Annotated in this window: 13 protein-coding genes; 4 read left to right on the top strand and 9 right to left on the bottom strand. The window is 63.0% G+C overall.

Annotated elements, in window-relative coordinates; translation table 11 throughout:
- Positions 1-8 precede the first annotated feature (8 nt).
- Positions 9-1,562 (bottom strand): DUF389 domain-containing protein, encoded by a 1,554-nt coding sequence (locus tag KTC28_RS20185; protein ID WP_226895888.1) that lies wholly within the window; start codon positions 1,560-1,562, stop codon positions 9-11.
- Between the two features lie 176 nt (positions 1,563-1,738).
- On the opposite strand from KTC28_RS20185, the gene KTC28_RS20190 reads away from it, so the two are divergent.
- Together KTC28_RS20190 and KTC28_RS20195 are read left to right on the top strand one after the other, a co-directional pair.
- Positions 1,739-2,530, top strand: a complete 792-nt coding sequence (locus KTC28_RS20190) for a DUF535 family protein (RefSeq protein WP_216710891.1) — start codon at positions 1,739-1,741, stop codon at positions 2,528-2,530.
- A 191-nt stretch (positions 2,531-2,721) separates the two neighbouring features.
- Positions 2,722-3,516 carry a hypothetical protein gene (locus tag KTC28_RS20195; RefSeq protein WP_255602623.1) on the top strand — a complete coding sequence of 265 codons (795 nt, stop codon included), beginning with the start codon at positions 2,722-2,724 and terminating at the stop codon, positions 3,514-3,516.
- Between the two features lie 262 nt (positions 3,517-3,778).
- On the opposite strand, the gene KTC28_RS20200 is transcribed toward KTC28_RS20195, so the two are convergent.
- The 5 genes from KTC28_RS20200 to KTC28_RS20220 all read right to left on the bottom strand — a co-directional run bounded on the left by KTC28_RS20200 (position 3,779) and on the right by KTC28_RS20220 (position 10,363).
- Complete coding sequence (locus tag KTC28_RS20200) at positions 3,779-4,879, bottom strand: dipeptidase (RefSeq protein ID WP_216710890.1); 1,101 nt, start codon at positions 4,877-4,879, stop codon at positions 3,779-3,781.
- 391 nt (positions 4,880-5,270) lie between these two features.
- Positions 5,271-6,254, bottom strand: coding sequence for a transporter (locus tag KTC28_RS20205; protein ID WP_226895890.1), 984 nt, complete (start codon positions 6,252-6,254; stop codon positions 5,271-5,273).
- Between the two features lies 1 nt (position 6,255).
- Positions 6,256-6,963, bottom strand: a complete 708-nt coding sequence (locus tag KTC28_RS20210; RefSeq protein WP_255602624.1) for a MarC family protein — start codon at positions 6,961-6,963, stop codon at positions 6,256-6,258.
- Positions 6,964-6,973: 10 nt separating this feature from the next.
- Entirely contained in the window at positions 6,974-8,521 is a 1,548-nt protein-coding gene (gadC, locus tag KTC28_RS20215) for a glutamine/gamma-aminobutyrate antiporter GadC (protein ID WP_216710889.1), read from the bottom strand.
- Positions 8,522-8,587: 66 nt separating this feature from the next.
- A complete protein-coding gene (locus KTC28_RS20220; RefSeq protein ID WP_216710888.1) occupies positions 8,588-10,363 on the bottom strand; it encodes a pyridoxal-dependent decarboxylase in 1,776 nt (591 codons plus the stop codon).
- A 617-nt stretch (positions 10,364-10,980) separates the two neighbouring features.
- On the opposite strand from KTC28_RS20220, the gene KTC28_RS20225 reads away from it, so the two are divergent.
- Both KTC28_RS20225 and KTC28_RS20230 read left to right on the top strand, forming a co-directional pair.
- A complete protein-coding gene (locus tag KTC28_RS20225; RefSeq protein ID WP_219774222.1) occupies positions 10,981-13,068 on the top strand; it encodes a copper-transporting P-type ATPase in 2,088 nt (695 codons plus the stop codon).
- 73 nt (positions 13,069-13,141) lie between these two features.
- Positions 13,142-13,747 (top strand): hypothetical protein, encoded by a 606-nt coding sequence (locus KTC28_RS20230; protein WP_255602625.1) that lies wholly within the window; start codon positions 13,142-13,144, stop codon positions 13,745-13,747.
- A 3-nt stretch (positions 13,748-13,750) separates the two neighbouring features.
- On the opposite strand, the gene KTC28_RS20235 is transcribed toward KTC28_RS20230, so the two are convergent.
- From KTC28_RS20235 to KTC28_RS20245, 3 genes are read right to left on the bottom strand one after another with little or no spacing between them, the layout of a single operon-like run.
- Complete coding sequence (locus tag KTC28_RS20235; RefSeq protein WP_216710886.1) at positions 13,751-14,857, bottom strand: alkene reductase; 1,107 nt, start codon at positions 14,855-14,857, stop codon at positions 13,751-13,753.
- Positions 14,854-15,840, bottom strand: coding sequence for an NAD(P)/FAD-dependent oxidoreductase (locus tag KTC28_RS20240; RefSeq protein WP_216710885.1), 987 nt, complete (start codon positions 15,838-15,840; stop codon positions 14,854-14,856). The genes KTC28_RS20235 and KTC28_RS20240 overlap by 4 nt, the downstream gene beginning before the upstream one ends.
- A complete protein-coding gene (locus KTC28_RS20245) occupies positions 15,840-17,327 on the bottom strand; it encodes an FAD-dependent oxidoreductase (RefSeq protein ID WP_216710884.1) in 1,488 nt (495 codons plus the stop codon). Before KTC28_RS20245 ends, KTC28_RS20240 begins: the two co-directional genes overlap by 1 nt.
- Positions 17,328-17,517 lie beyond the last annotated feature (190 nt).

Genomic DNA, 17,517 nt, shown 5'->3' on the forward strand with positions numbered 1-17,517 from the left:
GCCACCGATCACGGTTCGTCTGTTCCCGACGGAGCGACCCGCATGTTGATGATCTGTCCCTGCGGCGGAGCAGCTACCGCCGCGATGTTCTGAGCCTTGAGTAATGCCGCGATCGCGAGGGCCCTGCGTTCATCGAGCTTTGGTCGAACCGGCACGACCCCGCGCGCCGGTAGGCCGGGCACGATCAGCGCTGGCGCATTCCATCGCTGCGAGGCCCAGAGTGCGAGTGCGACCGCAGCACGTGCGCGATCATCGAGGGTATCGATGTTATTGGCAAATTGGACTGGTGGGAGGGCGGCGAACGGTGGGACGATGACGATGTCCCAGCCTTCGGCCGCCGCTGCCGCGCGCGCCTCGAGGGCGCGATATGTCGCGAGACCGGCCCCTGCAAGCGGTGTCGCGGTTGTGGTCGCCCGCTGATGGTCACGGTCCAAAGTAACACGCGCGGCTGTCGTCCCTGCAGCGAGACCGACCAGCCGCGCTATTTCGGATGCATCCCGCTCCGCAGCATTGTTGGCCTCGGCCTTCTCGACCTCGGCCCGTTGAGCGGCGAGGGCATCTGCACCGGGTTCGAGCAAGACGCGATCGAGCTGCAGGCTTATTGGCCGGCCGAGCTTGTCGACAAGCGCCGAGCGAAGATGCGCGTTGCTGATCTGTCGTGCGCGCGGTGCGATCACGACCGCACGGACGACGAGTGGATCACGGGCAAAATCGACGTCGAGCTGACTGACTCGAGCCTGCGCACCGAAGCGTTCGATCAGCAGTGTCCTAACCTGACTCACTGTCACAGCCTCGCTTGCGATCTGGCGGAGGGCGAAGGCGAGGGGAACCGAGAGTACGACGAACGCTGAGATAAGCAGCAGCGTCTGCATCATACTCTGACGAACCGACAGGGCATGGCCGAAGCCAAAGAAACGCGCCATCGCGGTCGCTGTCAGTGCAATTGTGACAAAGTTGGTTGCAAATAGCTCGATCGCGCCGGAGAAAACCGGCATATTTCGTGTCGCTAACCCGTAGCCCACGACCGCCAGCGGGGGCATCAACGCGGTCGCGATGGCGACACCGACGATCGTCTCGCCGCGACCGCGGATGATCGCGAATGTTCCGGCCAACGCAGCGAACAGCGCGACCAGCAGATCGAACAAATTCGGCCGGGTGCGCGCTAGAATCTCGGCGGTTGGCGCTTTCAGCGGCGAGGCCAGTACGACTAACGCCGTGAACAAGACGGCAAGTGCCGCGCCGCCCGCGAGCGCGAGCGATGACCGCCGCACCTCGGCGAAGTCGAAGGTTGCGAGGCCGAAGCCCAGCCCGAGGATGGGGTTCATCAATGGCGAGATCAACATCGCGCCGATGACGACCGCAGGCGATGACAGCAGCAGCCCCAGCACCGCGATGCCCGCCGACATGAGTGTCATGAAGATGAACCGCGCCGACCAACCGCTTTCTCCCTCGATCCGCGCGACCACTTCGGCATGATCGATCCCGGCGACGAGCGGCGCGCGCCAGATGTGGAAGAGCCCATTCTTCGGCATAGGCATAGCGGCGGCCGGTTGGTCGATCATATTCATCCTTAGTCGGCACAACTACGATGGCTCGGCAACCGAATTTTCTCGCCTAATGCTTTCGAGGGGAAAAAGATGGATCAGGTACATGCTCCGCAGCTGGTGGTTTAAACCTTATTCGCATTCGATCGTCGGCTTACAGGCTCGCCGGGCTGGCAACTCGGCTGATCGAGCTATTGGCCAATTTCGGCCGACATCGCGCGGTTCGGGATGCGGTAGGGCGGCCCGTCGTTGCGCCGATACGCGCTCGCCAGCCTCAGCTAGCTCGAAAGTATCTCAACCCGCTCCATCTCGCGATTGGTCTGAAGAGCGACGAACGGGCCGCAGTGATGATCCATCACTATGACTTCCTTGCGACGCGATTTCCTCCGGTCGCGCTCGGTACGATTTTTGCTCAGGGCATGTGCGTGTGCACACGTGAAACTGTCGTCGGCCAACACCGCGTCGACCTGATTTTTTCGCATCCCACCGACAACGAGGGTGAATTGACACTCAACTACACACTCGACGGTGTTCTCTTATCGATTTGCTCGTTTACCTTTGCGCCTGGCTCACTCGTCGCGGCTCAAGATGAAACGATCATCGCGGTGACGCTCATCGAGGGCGTTCGCGCCAATCTTGATAGCCTGAAGGGAGCGATGCGCACGCTTTGCGGCGTTTCACCTGCAATGATCTTCGGCGCCGTTCTGGCGGGAATCGCCGGCCGCTTCGGCATATCTACCCTAGCCGGCGTTGCGGCGAGCGCCCATCCTGCGCGCGATGCGACAAACGAGGCGGCGTTCGCTCAGGTCTACGACCTGTATTTCGAGAACATCGGCGGTGTCCAGGCAACGTCGATCTTTTACCGCATCGGGCTACCGCGGCTAGAAAAGCCGCTCGCTGAGGTTAAACGCAACCGCGCCAGGACAAGGGCGCAACGCGAAATCCGCGCCGGCATCGCGGTTTCTGCCGGCGCGGCTTGTACGTAGGCGTCGACGCGAGACCGCATTTTCTGTTTCGTAACTCTTCAAATAGTGCTGGAGACCGGCATCAGCTCAGGCTCAATCGCACCAACCTGAACCCCCCTTCTCAGAACGATGCTGTGAGATTCCATAAGGAAATCATGACCTTGGTTGGCCCGGTTACAATACCTTTGTAATTTGTGGTGTGTAGAGCTCACTTGCTGAAGGTCCGCTTTTCGCAAGCTGACGTCTTGAAGCGGCCAGTCCGGCAACGGGCCCAATCCGAAATGCTGGGGCGCTTGAACGAACGCCTGTTCCTGAAAAGTGGGCATGAGCCTCTGAGCGGCCGGAACTGGTTCCTCGGCGACCCCAACCATTTGTCCCAGCCACGATTTCATCGATCTTCGCGGCGCGTTCCTTGCATCCAACTTGCCGCCGGCGGCGTTATGACCGCGTTCATAAAAGGATTTGCGATGCGGTTCACGACAGCCCTGCTCCTGTGTCTTGCCATTCCTGTGGTCGCGATGGCTCAGACCCCGGCGCCAGCGAGCGCCGCGGCCCAGGTCAAGGCCGGCGCGAAGGTGTTCGACACGAGCGGCGGCGAAGTCGGCACGATCGACGCGGTCAACGGCGACGTCGCCGTCGTCACGACGGGGACCAATAAGGTCTCGATCCCGACGGCGTCGTTCGGCGCCGGGGCAGCCGGGCCGGTTCTGGCCATGACCAAGGTGCAGCTAGACGCCGCGGCCAGCGCAGCCGCCGCCAAGTCGGCCGAGGCGGCGAAAGCCGCGTTGAAGCCCGGTACTGAAGTGCACGGCTCGGCGGGCACCGTCATCGGCACGGTCAAAGCGCTTGATGGCGAGTTCGCCATGGTCACGACGCCCAAGGGTGACGTCCGCCTTCCCACCACACTTTTCGGCATGGCCGCGAGTGGCCTCACGATCGGCATGTCGTCCGCCGAATTCGACAAGGCAGTCAGCGCGGCGACCGCCGGGGGGGCCCCGGCGCAGTAATCAGGCGAGTTTGGCGAGGGCGGCGTTGACCAGCGACCCGGCCCGCCATGCTTTAGCGGCCCGTGTCTGAGCTGCTGCTAGTTCCGTGGACACCGAGATTAGGTTATTTTGGAACCGGAGGGTGCGCTAACGTCCGCAACCGGGGCGCAAGCCGCCGTCGAATCCCCGATTAGTTGAACGTCAGCTATGCCCTATTGACGCCGGGAAGCGGACAGACCGCTTACGGCCCCATTCGAGGCAAGAAGTGCGCGTGGACCAATCGTCAGGCTGCTGTCCAGCTCCGTTCGAACGCTGCCACCCAGTTGCTCCCCAAGACTTTTTCGATCACGCGAGCCGATAGACCTTTAGCTGCCAGCGCGTCTGCGATCACCTCCGCGCGACGCGACGTGTTCATCCCGATTACGAAGGGTGGACGTTCCTCGCCAGGGGCGCCGATACCGCGCGCCTTGCGATCGGCGACGACTTGCAGATAGCCGCGCATATTTTCAGGTGATGTGTCGAAGCCCGCGAACATCGCATCGCTACCGATCCCGACGTGATCCTCGCCGCACACATTCAGCGCGTGAAGCAGGTGGGCGATATAGTCGGTAACCGTTGGCTGACGGTCAAATGGTGCCAGGAAGGGCAGGTCATAGATGCCAACGACGCCACCTTTTTCGGCGACGCCGCGCAAAAGTTCGTCGGGCTTGTTGCGTGGATGAGGATTAACCGCCGCGCAGCCAGCATGCGAGATAATCGGAGAGGCCCGCGAAGCCGCGAGAACATCCATCGTCGTCTTGGAATCAGAATGGCTCAGGTCGATCGTGACGCCCAGCTTGTTCATCCGATCGACCGCGCTGCGACCGAGCTCGGTCAGCCCGGTGCTAACGATCGCCGGTGTCAGCGCGCCAGAGGCGAATGGTGACGCCTGATTGTAGCTTAGCTGCATGACCCGCACGCCAAGCGCGCGGAAATGGTCGATGCTCGCGACCTTGTCGTCGAGCTGCCCGACCTTCTCGAAGGAGAAGATGATCCCGAGCTTGCCCAACTCCTTGCAGCGACGGATGTCCGCCACTTCCTGAATCTGTGCCAGGATCGCGCTATTGCTGGCGATCGCCGACCTGAAGTCGCGGATCATCTCGGTAGCGCTGTCGAATGTGTCCGACCCGTCAACATCCGCCTTCAAAGCAGTAAGTCCCGAACTCTGGATGGCGATTACGGCTTCGGCCGATAGCGCGCCGCCCCCTTCGATCGGCGGCACGAGATTGCCGTCGATCACGAGCGCCCTCTTATAGAGGTCCGCGGTGCCGGCTCCCGGACGGGAGAGAGCGGGTTCGGCTAACCCAGCGATGCCGATGGCCACGAAAGTTCGGCGGTCAATCATATTCTGTCGGGCTCCACTCAAGGCATGCATGGGCTTCCCCAGGATTGCGAGCAAACGATCCTTGCTGAACTGTGAGCCGGTAGCCCCTGGCGGATAACAACGATCGAGCGCGCGTTTGACGGCAGTCAAGTGGAAACCGAAGTGACCGCTTTGGAGCGGTGGGTTTGAGGAAGGCGCCCGTTCGTTGGGCAACTCTAGGACGGTAGTTATGCGCCCCAACCCGAACTCACTGAAGTTGTCGTAACTCATCAACAGCCTTCGTTGCATACAGGTCTCGAAGCGAGTCGCTCCGCTGAAAGAGGGTTATTATTGCGGTTACTTACCTCGCATTCGGCGGGGTCTCACTTCGACGCCTATCTCCACGTCTGCGCTGCAAAGAACTTGCCCGTCGTCAGAACGAGAAAGCAAACGCAACTTGGGGTGCGACGTAGGACGCGCTGTTTCGGCCTGCCAGGGTGAAATCAACGCCGACGATCAGGCCGACATTGGCCGACCAGTTGTATTCTACTGCGGGTGCGATGCTCGTTGTGTAGCGGCGCATCCGAGAGGTGGAGACGAATCCGCCTCCGCCATCGGTGCCGAGCAAGCGAGCGCCGTCGGCATAGTCTTCAACAACATCGGCTGCAAACACCCATCGTTGATTAAGCGCCCAACCGCCCGCAAAGCCTACCTGCGTCGTAATCCCAGGCTTGACGCGGCCGAAGAATCCCGGGCCGGTACCATAGGCAGTCTGGCCGCGGAGACCGACGTCGGCGAGCGGTTCGTTCACCGACCCAAACAGGCGCAACCGGACCGGATGGTTCCCCCAGGTGGAAAAGAGCGACTGTACAACCAGGCCCTGTTTCAGCGTGAAAGCACCGCTGCCGATCCCGTCGATCGGATCGCGCAGGTTCTGGTAGTCGCCGATTGGAGCGGTGATCCCCACACTGAAAGTGACCGAGGGCGCGCCGGTGCGGTTGTTCTCATCGAGAATTCGATATTCAAGCTCAATGGGAAGATCGGCGACACCTGATCCATGGCTAAGGGCCTGATCGGTCCAGCCGCGCAGGAACGTGGGTAGTGCCTCGATCGTCAGTCGGTTTGTAATCCCGTATTTCATGACGACCACCGATTCGACGAGGCTGCTGTCGTGCGCGACCGCCGAGTGATGACCGGCGCCATTATAAGCTCCGGTATGCGTCTCAAGAATGAAATAGGGTTCGAGCGCAAATGCCCCAGCCTTTGATAGCGCCGGGGACGAGGCTTCGAGCGAGCCGGTGAACCACTGCTTGTCCACATTATCCAAGGGCTTTGGCGCGGCGTCGGGCACAGTCTGCGCCGCCGCTGTGCCGGCGATTGTGAGGGCGAGGAGCGCGAACGCTGTGGTCGATTGCATCTTAATGCGCCGTTCCGGCGAGGCCAGGAAAGAGCACGAGGAGCTCACTTGCCATGCCGCCGACCGCGATCGCGACGACAATGAGGCCGAACACTTTTTCGGTGACGAGCAACGCCTGCGCTCCGATGAGGCGGGTGATCGGCGTCGCAAGGAAATCAAGCGCGAGGATGATTGCCGCGTTGGCGAGGATGGCGATGGCAGCCGCGAAATACACCGGGCGGGGCCCCGAGCCCCACGCGATGATGATCGAGAGAACGCCCGGCCCGGCATAGATGGGAAAGCCGAGCGGCATGATGCCGACCGAAAATGGCGATGGTGCCGGCTTGCCATGATTGGCGCCGGCGGCGGGTACCTTGGTGTTCGACGCGGCGTGGAGATGATGGGTATCGGGCGTCGTGGCGTGCGCGGCGACGATGGGGGTTGGCGCGTTAAGCATCTGCCAGCCGATGACGGCGATAACTGCCATGCCCGCGACGCGGAGCGCCGGCACGCTGATGCCGAATACCTCGAGCGCGGCCTGACCTGCGAACAGCGCGAGGAATCCGAAGACCAGGTACGTGCCGGTCGCAACGAGGGCGGTCATTCGACGTTGCCCACCGGTCTGCCCATCGGTCGCGCCGATGAAGATCGGCAGGACGGCAATTGGTGCGGTGATCGCGAACAGTCCGACGATCATCGTCAGGAACATGCCGTGGTTGATGCCGCTCACTTTGCCACTCCTATTCAGCCGGGACGGGGGCCGCGGCAATGGCCGGTGGGCGAGCAGCAAGTGGGTTCGTTTCGAACGGCTCGAAGTCAGAATCGGCGGCCTTCCAACCAGGCTTGTGGAAGAGGAAGATCACAAACGGAACCGCGGCGAAGGCAGCTGTTCCGACGACGAGAATTGCGACATAGGTAACCGGATTGCCGCTGCTGATCTGGGAGGGCGGTATGAAACTGAAGAAAGTTGCGATGAGTGCGCCCGCAAGCCCGACGAGCCCAACAGCCCACATACCCATAATGCCGCCGGGAATTTTGAAGGGCCTCGGCTTGTCCGGCTGGCTATAGCGCAGGTGGATCGCGGCGATGTACATGATGAGATACATGAGCAGGTAGATGATCGTCGCCATCTGGCTCAGGAGTTGATAGGCTGACTGGACGGATGGCAGGATCGTGAATGCCGCGCAAAGCGCAGTGACCAGCGCGCCCTGCACGAACAGGATCGTCGTTGGCACCCCGTTCTTGTTTGTCTTCTGGAGGGCGTGGGGAAGATAGCCCGCCTTCCCGACCGCGAGGATACCGATTGAAGGGCCGGCAACGATCACGCTCACTTGGCCAAGCACGCCGAAGGCTAGCATCGCTGCCATCACGTTGCCGAGCCAGGGCAGGCCGAACGCCGCCCATAGCTCGCGGTATGCGATAAGCAGGCTCTGGTTGAGCTCGATGGCCTTGGTCTTCACGACGGTTTCGACCGCGACGGTGCCGGCGACGAAGAGGACGAGCACGACGACGGTCGCGATCAGGACTGACAGCGGATAATCCCGCGAAGGGTTCTTCAATTCTTTTACATGGACGGCCTGCATCTCCATGCCGGCGAAGAAGAGGAAGACGCTGGCGGCAAGCACCATATTCTGGAAGTGACTGAAATCCGGGATCAGACTGCCGTGAAGATCGACCGCCACCGGGTGACCGGTAGCGATGTAAGCGATGCCGAGGAGAATGAGGATCGCGCCCGGGATGATCGTGCCGAACAGACCGCCCAGAGAACTGAGTTGCGAGGATGCCTTGACGCCGCGGAAGGTGAACAGGGTCACGCCCCAGTAAACCGCGAGCAGGACGATTATAGTATAGACCTTATTGCCGGCGAGTGCTTTGTCGAAGCTCTGGGGCCACCAGATATAGGCGAGCGCGGCAGCGGCAAAGATAAGAACTGTCGGAAACCAAATGACGATAGCCTGCCATTGGTAATAAATGGCAGCAAAGCCCCATTTGGGGCCGAACGCTTCTCCCACCCACCGGAATACGCCACCCTGATTGGGGAAAGTTGATGCCAGTTCCGCAGCGACCAGCGAGACCGGGATAAGAAACATGACGGCCGCGAAGATATAGTAGAAAATCGAGGTCAGCCCGTATTCTGCCATCGAAGGCAAGCCGCGAAGGCTGATGATTGTCGCGATGTTCATCACCGCGAACGTCATCATGCCGATTCTGGCAACGGCGACTTGCTTTTTGGGCGCGGCGCCGCTGCCGCTGACGGGCAGCGCGGCCGCTGCCTTCACGGTGGCCATAGTCGCTTTTCCTTTTCGCACGGGTGGCTGTGGCGCGCGAATAATCGCGCGCCACAGCCGGGCGGTTTAGGCGGCGAGCACCGCGTCACGCGCGGCACGCACGCAATGGATCGCCCATTGCATGATCTCCGGCGTCACGAAGACGTTCATCGGAAAGGCCTTCAGCGCGTAGATGACAGCCTCAGGGTCGGCTCCTTCGCGATTATACTCAGCTTTGCGGAAGCCGGTGCTGAAGCTCATGTATGGCGTATATTTGCCGTCGATCTGCTTGCCCTCGCGATACCAGGCGTAGAGCTGGTCACCGATCGCTCGGGTTAGCGCATTATGTTTGATGAGATCGGTCCGCGAACTTTCCTGCGTCAGCTCGCGATGAAATTGCGCCTTGGCGTCGATGTCTTCCGGGTAAGCGCGGAAGAGCGTGATGAGACCCGTGTCGTCGGAGTTGACGCAGACCATATCGCTCTGTGTATTGACGAGGTCGGCCAAGTAATATTTCGTCTCGAGAATACCGCCGAGAATCGACTGCATTCCTTCCATGCCGAAATACTTGAGTGTCGCCCAACCCGCCAGCGAGCCCGATGCGGTGCGCGACACCTCTAGCGTATAATACATCGGGTTGTAAGGCGTCCGCACTTGGAGATAGGCATCCCCGCCCCAGCGGTGAAGCGATTCAAATTCTTCGGCGTCCTTGTAAAGGAAGCAGCTGCTGACATACGGGGCCCAGCCGACCTTGTGAAAATCGATGCCGACCGCGTCGGCATACATGATTTCCTTCAGCTGCTCGCCGTTACGCTTCAGGACCGGCAGGATCCGATCCGAGAAGCCGAGCGGATTTTTGGCAAAATCATAGGTGGCGAAATACACCCACGACCAGCCGACAACCGCGTCCGCATAAAGAACCGCCTTCCCGTAGCCCTCCGGATTTGGATACCGATCCATAAGTTCGCGCACTTCGCGGATGGGATCGATAGCGCTCGCGTCGGTCGTGCCCATGGTGCACACGATCGTTGCGACGGGGATCTTGCGGGCGGTAAAATCTTTCAGGATCTCTTCGAGGTGGGCCGTGTCCATCTGGTTGGTGGCTACATCGGTTCGCACGTGAACGATGTTGTCGGTGCCGAGGCCTAGCCAATCGGACGCGTTCAGCTGAACGAAGTGCGCCTGCTGCGAGCAGATGACCTTGGCATCCGTCCGCACGCCGGCGGTGCGCGAATGCGGCATCGAGCGTGTGATCCCGTATTTCAGACCATAGGTCCAGCATCCGCCGCCGCCCCAGGTGTAGATGGCGCCCGTCTTGACCGGATCCCAGCCGAACAGGTTACCGATCATCCCGGCGGTTTCGAGTTCCGCCTTGTGGACGTTCTGAGCGTATTCGCCTTCCAGAATGTTGGCCGAGAATACTTGCGACAGCATCGAGGCGATGAGCGCGGCTGTGTTCGACTGAGGAATGACGTTGCACATTGTGAGCGGATTGCCCCAATTTGCCATTCCCTCGAACAGGCCGACCACGTCGTCCAAAACGGCATCAAGGTCGCCCATCTTCTGGCCGATCCGAACATTTTTGACCTCAGGGTAGGTGTAGGTCAGGGCCGCGTTCTCGCCGAGATAGGCTGGTCCGCCTTTCTCAGGCCGCAGTTGATCGAGCTTTCCAACAAATTTTTCGATCTGTCTCGCCAACGGATCCGAAGTGCCGCGAAACGGCGAGGGGAACTCGCTCGCCATCTTGGCGTGATACTCCGCCCATTTGGGCGGCTGAAACGCGCCGCCAATTTCGACGCGTGGCGCATCGTCGTCTGTTGAAGACGCGTGTCGGATCGCTGCTGCCTGTGCTGGGTTGTCCATGGTGGCCTCGCTTGGGAGTGTGACTTACACCGCCCAATGAACCGGCTGCCTGATCTCAGGGAGGTTCGGAATTTACCTATGGGCATGGGGCAAAAAATGTGGGTAGTTTCCGTGGAATGACACGTCGAATTTCAGAGCGCTTGTTGGCGGCTTCGAAGCCGGCCTAATTTACGGCAGGCTCGTGCGCGGGTAGATCGACTTTGATCCGTCAGTGTAATTCGATCTGAATGGCTCCGAAGTAAGCGATGCGACTAATGGCAAGCGAATGCTCCTGTGAGTTTTGCGATCCGACCTGGCGCTGACCGGGCCAAATACGGTTGTGGCCAAGGAATCTGCGGCCCATGCCGTGCTGATCAACGGTGAGGCGAATATGTCATGAAGGATTCGTTCAGCGACGTGGCCCGTGGGCCTGATATCGCGTTGGGACGCGCGGTATATGCCGCTGGCGAACGCGGAACGACGACCTTTTTACGACCTTCCAAAGTGCGGATCGTCATTTCGAGGATGCCGGCGACTGCGTCCACCGATGACGTCTAAGCGCATCGCCGCAGCGCTCGGGGCAAGGACCTAGCGTGGCGGCACGGCGCGACGCCGTCGCCGCGATCTGGACGTGCCCGATGCACCCGCAGATCAGGCAGGACGGCCCCGGCGCTTGCCCGATCTGCGGGATGGCACTCGAGCCCAAGGAAGCGACGCTCGACGATAAGCCCAACCCCGAGCTGATCGACTTCACGCGGCGGCTGTGGGTCGCCGGCGCCCTGTCGATGCCGTTGTTGGTCGTATCGATGGGCGCCGAGATGTTCGGCTGGCACTTGTTCGCCGCGCCGACCTCGGCATGGGTCCAGCTCGCGCTGACCGCGCCGATCGTGCTGTGGGCGGGCGCGCCGTTCTTCGTCCGGGGCTGGACCTCGCTCGTCACCCGCCGCCTCAACATGTTCACGCTGATCGCGATCGGCGTTGGCGCGGCGTTCGCCTTCAGTCTCGCCGCGACATTGGTCCCCGGCATCTTTCCGACGGGCTTCCGCATGAAGGGTGGCGTGCCCGTCTACTACGAGGCCGCCGGCGTCGTCGTGACGTTGGTGCTGCTCGGTCAGGTCCTCGAACTCCGCGCCCGCGCCGCGACCGGCACTGCGATCCGCGCGCTGCTCAACCTCGCGCCCAAGACCGCGCATCGGGTCGCGGCCGATGGCAGCGAGAGCGTCGTCGCGCTCGCCGAAGTTCGCGCCGGCGACCGGCTTCGGATTAAGCCCGGCGAGGCGATCCCGGTCGACGGCATCGTCCTAGACGGCCTTTCGGCGGTCGACGAGTCGATGCTGACCGGCGAACCCGCGCCGGTCGAGAAAATGGCCGGCGCGACTGTCACCGGCGGCACTGTCAACGGCACCGGCAGCCTGCTGATGGAGGCCCGCGCCGTCGGTGGCGACACGATGCTCGCGCGGATCGTCCGAATGGTCGCCGCCGCCCAGCGCAGCCGCGCGCCGATCCAGGCGGTCGCCGATCGAGTGTCGGGCTGGTTCGTCCCCGGCGTCGTACTCGTCGCGGTCGTCACCTTCATCGTCTGGAGTTTGGTTGGTCCCGAACCGCGGCTCGGCCATGCCCTGCTTAACGCCATCGCCGTGCTGATCGTCGCGTGTCCGTGCGCGCTCGGCCTCGCGACGCCGATGTCGATCATGGTCGCCGCCGGGCGCGGCGCGCAAGCGGGCGTGCTGATCAAGAACGCCGAAGCGCTCCAGGGCTTCGACGCGGTCGACACGCTGCTGGTCGACAAGACCGGCACGCTGACCGAGGGCAAGCCGCGTCTCGTCGCCGCCGTCCCGACGGACGGGTTCACCGAAGACAGCGTGATCGCAGCCGCCGCCGCGATCGAGGCGCAGTCCGAGCATCCGCTCGCGCAGGCGATCGTCGTCGCCGCGCGTGAGCGCAAGCTGGCGCTCGGCGCGGTAACGGACTTCGCGTCGCAGACCGGGCTCGGTATCAGCGGCGCGGTCGATGGCCGGGTCACCGTCGTCGGCAACGGCGCGCAGATGCGCCGCGTCGGCGTCGATCCGTGCTGCATGGAAGCCGCAGCCGACGCGCAGCGCAAGACCGGGGCGGGGACGCTGTTCGTCGCGGTCGACGGCAAGCTCGCCGGGTTTTTGGCGGTCGCAGATCCGATCCGCGCCGATGTCAGGCAGGCGATCGCCGCGCTCCGCGCCGATGGACTGCGGGTGATAATGCTTACCGGCGACGACGCGACGACCGCGAACGCGGTGGCCGCGGCAGTCGGCGGGCTCGACGACGTCCGCGCCGGACTCAAGCCCGAGGACAAGGCGCGGATCGTCGGCGAGCTCAAGGCCGGCGGCGCCAAGGTCGCGATGGCCGGCGACGGCATCAACGACGCCCCCGCGCTCGCCGCCGCCGACGTCGGGCTGGCGATGGGCACGGGCACCGACGTCGCGATCGAGAGCGCCGGCATGACGCTGACCAAAGGCGACATCTCGGCGATCGTCCGCGCGCGCAAGCTGTCGCAAGCGACGATGCGCAACATCCGCCAGAACCTGTTCTTCTCGTTCGTGTTCAACGGTATCGGCGTGCCGGTCGCGGCCGGCGTGCTCTATCCCGTCGCCGGCATCCTGTTGTCGCCGATGTTCGCCGGCGCGGCGATGGCGCTGTCGTCGCTGACGGTGGTCCTCAACGCGCTCCGGCTCAACCGGGTGAAGCTCTGATCACCGGCTGGCGATCTTTGACTGTGCCGGACACGGCCTGCCGCGACAAGGATGCCCGCCGATGACACAGCGCATGCACGAGCTGGCCGCTGAGATCGTCCGCCTGCAGGTCGAGCTCGACCGCGAAATCAATAAACGGCGCGACCAGCTCGGGTTTCGCCTCCATGCCGGGCTCGTCGAGTTCGCGAGCGATGTGACTGTCGAACATCGTCGCCTGAGGGTTGGCGTCGCCCAATTCATGGCGCAGGCCCAGCTCGGAACGGTGCTGAGCGCACCGCTGATCTATTCGCTGATCGTCCCATTCATCGTCATCGATGCGTGGGTGAGCCTGTATCAAGCGATTTGTTTCCGCGTATACGCAATCCAGCAGGTACGACGCGCCGACTTCATCTCGCTCGACCGCCGCCATCTCACCTACCTTAACAGCATCGAGGCGTTGAACTGCATGTTCTGCGGCTATGGCAACGGCGTGATCGCCGACGTCCGCGAGGTGGCGGGTCGCACCGAGCAGTATTGGTGCCCGATCAAGCACGCTATGCGGGTCGCCGACCCGCACCTGCGCTATTATGAGTTCCTCGAATACGGCGACGCGGCGGGCTACCGCAGCCGTCTCGACGCGTTCCGGGAACGCCTTCGGGCGGCGGCACCGGCTGATGGCGCGGCACCGCCAGCATCGTGATGGTCAGCTTTGCTCGCCGAGCGTCGGATAATCGGTGTAGCCGTGCGCGCCGCCTCCGTAGAGGGTTTCGCGGCTCATCAGCGAATTGAGCGGGGCGTCCTCGCGGAGCCGGCGGACGAGGTCGGGATTGGCGATGAACAGCCGGCCGAACGACACGAGGTCGGCGCGGCGGCTGGTCATCTCGTTGATCGCCATCTCGCGATCATAGCCGTTGTTGACCATCCACGCACCGTGGAAGCGGTCGCGGAGTGCAGAATAATCGAACGGGATATTGTCGCGCGCGCCGCCGGTTGCCCCCTCGACGACATGTACATAGGCGAGGCCGAAGGCATCGAGCGCTTCGACGACGTGCTCGAATAGCGGCTGCGGGTTGCTGTCCTTCGAATCACCGGCCGGCGACACCGGCGACAGCCGTACGCCGAGCCGTCCCGCGCTGATTTCGGCGGCGACGGCCGTGGTGACTTCGATCAAAAGCCTCGCGCGGTTGGCGACCGAGCCGCCGTAAGCATCGGTGCGATGGTTGGTGCCGTCGCGCAGGAACGCGTCGAGCAGGTAGCCATGAGCGCCGTGCAGCTCGACGCCGTCGAACCCGGCATCGATGGCGCAACGCGCGGCGTGACGGAAATCGGCGACGATCCCGGGGAGTTCGTCGAGCCGCAGCGCGCGCGGCGTCGAGACGTCGACAAAACCTTCGGCGGCGACATAGGTCTTGGCGTCGGCGCGAATGTTCGACGGGCCGACCGGTGGCTCGCCGTTCTGGAAGACGCTATGCGAGATCCGGCCGCAGTGCCACAGCTGGATGACGATGACCCCGCCCTTGGCATGGACCGCGTCGGTGACGACCTTCCACCCCGCGACCTGCTCGTCGGTGTAGCAGCCCGGCGTGTCGGAATAACCTTGCGCCTGCGCCGACACCTGCGTCGCCTCGGCGATAATCAGGCCTGCAGTGGCGCGCTGGGAATAATATTCGGCGGCGAACTTGCTGGGCACCAGCCCCGGGCCGGCGCGGTTGCGGGTCAGTGGGGCCATGACGATGCGGTTGGCGAGCCGAAGCTCGCCAACGGCGACGGGCTCGAACAGCGACTGAGCGGCGACGTCGATATCGGTCATGACAACTCCATGGCGGGCCGCGCCTGCATCGTTCCGGGCGGCGCTCCGTTGCCTGGTGGCATATGAGAGATCGTCGTTACAACGTCCTTTGAGGCGAGAATGGCAACGGCCCGAGGGAGGCTGTTATGGATCGCCGTGGCTGCGATCGCCGCCTCACCAGCGGCGACGCTAATCTGGTTGAGGCCTCGGACGAGGTCGCCGGCAGCATATAATCCGGGAACCGAGGTTTGCTGATGCTCGTCAGTATAGAGACGCCCGGCGGCATCGACCCGCGCGCCGACAGCGGCTGCGAGCGCACCCTGCGGCGTTGTCCCGAACGCCGAATAGACGACGTCGAAGCGATGCTGCCTGCCGTCCTCGGCGGTGAGCACGGTAACGCCATCCTGATCGATCCCGACCGAGCCGATAATGACGTGGCTGACGTGGATATCCACTGCCTGTAAGGCCGCCCGCGTCAGAGATAATAAGCTCGCGGTCTCCGCCGCGGTCAAGAGCAGCGTGATCCGCGCCGAATAAGTGCGCAGGAACAATACGGCGATCGACTTGTCGATTGCCTCATAGCCGTCGCAGATCGGGCAGGTCCGGATCAGGCCGCGCTTCACCGCATCGGCGAGGTGCGCCAGCGGCGGCTTGTTCTCGACGACGCCGCTGGCGAGCAGCACCGAGCGCGCCGTCCGCGACGTGCCGGCGTATCTAACCGTGAACAGCCCGTCGGCATCGAGGGTCAATGTGTCGATCGTCCCGTGCTCGATGCTGGCACCGTAGCAGTGTGCCTGAGTGCGCATCAGGTCGAGCAGTACGGGGCCGCCGACGCCGGCAGGAAATCCCGGTACATTGCGGCTGCGCGTGATCCACTCAGCGCGGCTCCAGCCCTTGTCGACGACGGTCACGCGTCGACGGAAGCGGCCAAGATAGGTCGCCGCCGTCAGACCGGCCGGGCCGCCACCGATAATCAGGCAGTCGAGTGGGACGGTGTCGAGCATCACGCAGCCGCCAACTCTTTGGCCGGACTCACCTCGCGGGCTTCGGCTGCCGCATTCCGGCCGGCGATCCGGCCGAAGGCGAAGCACTCGCCGATGTTGCCGCCACCTTGGTAGAGGAACGAATAGATCGAACCGAGCTCCCCCGCCGAATAGAGCCGTCCGATCGGCTCGCCGTCGACGCCGATCACCTGCGCGTGCTCGTTGCGGCGCGGACCGCCCTGTGTGTTCACGAAGGCCGGGGTCAGTTCCATGGCATAATAAGGCGGGACGGCGAGCGGGGCCATCTCATTCGCGGCTCGGTCCCAGTCGGCGTCGCTGCCGGCGGTCGCGAACCCGTCGAACCGGGCAACGCTGGCTTCCAGAGCTGCTGCGGGAATGTCGATCAGTGCGGCCAGTTCGCCGAACGTATCGGCCCGCTTGATCCAGCCCTTTGCAACCTCGCGGAGATTGTCGTCGCTCCAGTTATAAAGATTGCCGTGGCTGACATCCCAGTCGGCCGCAGCCTTGCCGATGTGGCCCGATTTGCGAAAGGCGTTATCGAAGATCATGTAGATGGGGACCGGCAGGACCTGCTGACCCCACTCGCCGTGCCGCTTGACCTTGCCGTGCAGGTCGCCAGTGAGGCAGGGATCACCTTCCATCGTGAAGCGCGATCCATCGCCGGCGACGAAGAGGTAACTCTTGCCGTGCGGCAGGTTGAGCCACTGCGCGACGGCGATCTCGGGGGCCTTGAACGACAGCAGCGGGCCTGAGATGTTATTCATGTGCCAGAGCTGGGCCCCGACCTCGAGGCCCATCCGGATGCCGTCGCCGGTGTTATTGGGTGTGCCGTTTGGAAAGATGCGGGGCAGGCCGTCGACGTAGTTCCGGACCATCGCCGGATTATTCTCGAAGCCGCCGCACGTGAGGATAACGGCGCGGGTTGCCTTGATGGCGACGCGCTTGCCGCCCTGTTCGGTTATGACGCCGACGATGTCGTCGCCCGCTTTCACCAGATTAACTGCGGGGGATTCGTAAAGTACGTCGATGTCGCGCGCGGCGACAGCGGCCTCGACGACACGCCACAGGCGTTCGCCGCCCATCGGGCCGGGACCGTTCATCAGCACGCGAACGCATTCCGACCCTGCCATCTCGGGAAACTCGATAGACGGCAAGTCGAACGGCGTCATGCCGAGATCTTCGAGCCAGGCGCGGTTCGCATGCATCTCGGTCGCCCATACGTCGACCATCGTGTTGGAAATGTCATCCATGTAGGGCCCGGCCAGCGCACGGAAATACGCCTTGCCGAGGGCAATATCGTTCGGCCAGAAGACGAGATTGGCGGAAACCCGGCTGTTGCCGCCCTTGTCAGTTTCGGGAGCTTTTTCGAGCAGCAGGACTTTCGCCCCCGCCTCGCAGGCAGTGATCGCGGCAGTAGCCCCGGCGAAGCCGTAGCCGACGACGATGACGTCATACTCGCTCGACCAGATCGGCAAGGTTTCGCGCATGATGGATCTCCAGCGGGTGCGGCGCGCCGCACTACTGCGAAACGCCGGACTCATAATCGCAACCTAGCGGCGCCCGGCCCACAACCAGGAGCATCGGAAACTACTTACTTTGTCTCGGTCTCGTCCGCGGCTCCCGCTGGCGCAGCAATCCTCGGGGTCAGGTTCGGACTAACCGAGAGAAGTATGCCGG

The sequence above is a fragment of the Polymorphobacter megasporae genome (assembly GCF_018982885.2).
Classification (GTDB): domain Bacteria; phylum Pseudomonadota; class Alphaproteobacteria; order Sphingomonadales; family Sphingomonadaceae; genus Polymorphobacter_B; species Polymorphobacter_B megasporae.

What these genes read in the sequence shown, in the direction of transcription:
- KTC28_RS20220 (WP_216710888.1), bottom strand. Translation starts at nt 10,363, where the DNA reads ATGGACAACCCAGCACAGGCAGCAGCGATCCGACACGCGTCTTCAACA.
- KTC28_RS20185 (WP_226895888.1), bottom strand. Translation starts at nt 1,562, where the DNA reads ATGATCGACCAACCGGCCGCCGCTATGCCTATGCCGAAGAATGGGCTC.
- KTC28_RS20240 (WP_216710885.1), bottom strand. Translation starts at nt 15,840, where the DNA reads ATGCTCGACACCGTCCCACTCGACTGCCTGATTATCGGTGGCGGCCCG.
- KTC28_RS20225 (WP_219774222.1), top strand. Translation starts at nt 10,981, where the DNA reads ATGCACCCGCAGATCAGGCAGGACGGCCCCGGCGCTTGCCCGATCTGC.
- KTC28_RS20200 (WP_216710890.1), bottom strand. Translation starts at nt 4,879, where the DNA reads ATGATTGACCGCCGAACTTTCGTGGCCATCGGCATCGCTGGGTTAGCC.
- KTC28_RS20230 (WP_255602625.1), top strand. Translation starts at nt 13,142, where the DNA reads ATGCACGAGCTGGCCGCTGAGATCGTCCGCCTGCAGGTCGAGCTCGAC.
- KTC28_RS20235 (WP_216710886.1), bottom strand. Translation starts at nt 14,857, where the DNA reads ATGACCGATATCGACGTCGCCGCTCAGTCGCTGTTCGAGCCCGTCGCC.
- KTC28_RS20205 (WP_226895890.1), bottom strand. Translation starts at nt 6,254, where the DNA reads ATGCAATCGACCACAGCGTTCGCGCTCCTCGCCCTCACAATCGCCGGC.
- gadC (WP_216710889.1), bottom strand. Translation starts at nt 8,521, where the DNA reads ATGGCCACCGTGAAGGCAGCGGCCGCGCTGCCCGTCAGCGGCAGCGGC.
- KTC28_RS20245 (WP_216710884.1), bottom strand. Translation starts at nt 17,327, where the DNA reads ATGCGCGAAACCTTGCCGATCTGGTCGAGCGAGTATGACGTCATCGTC.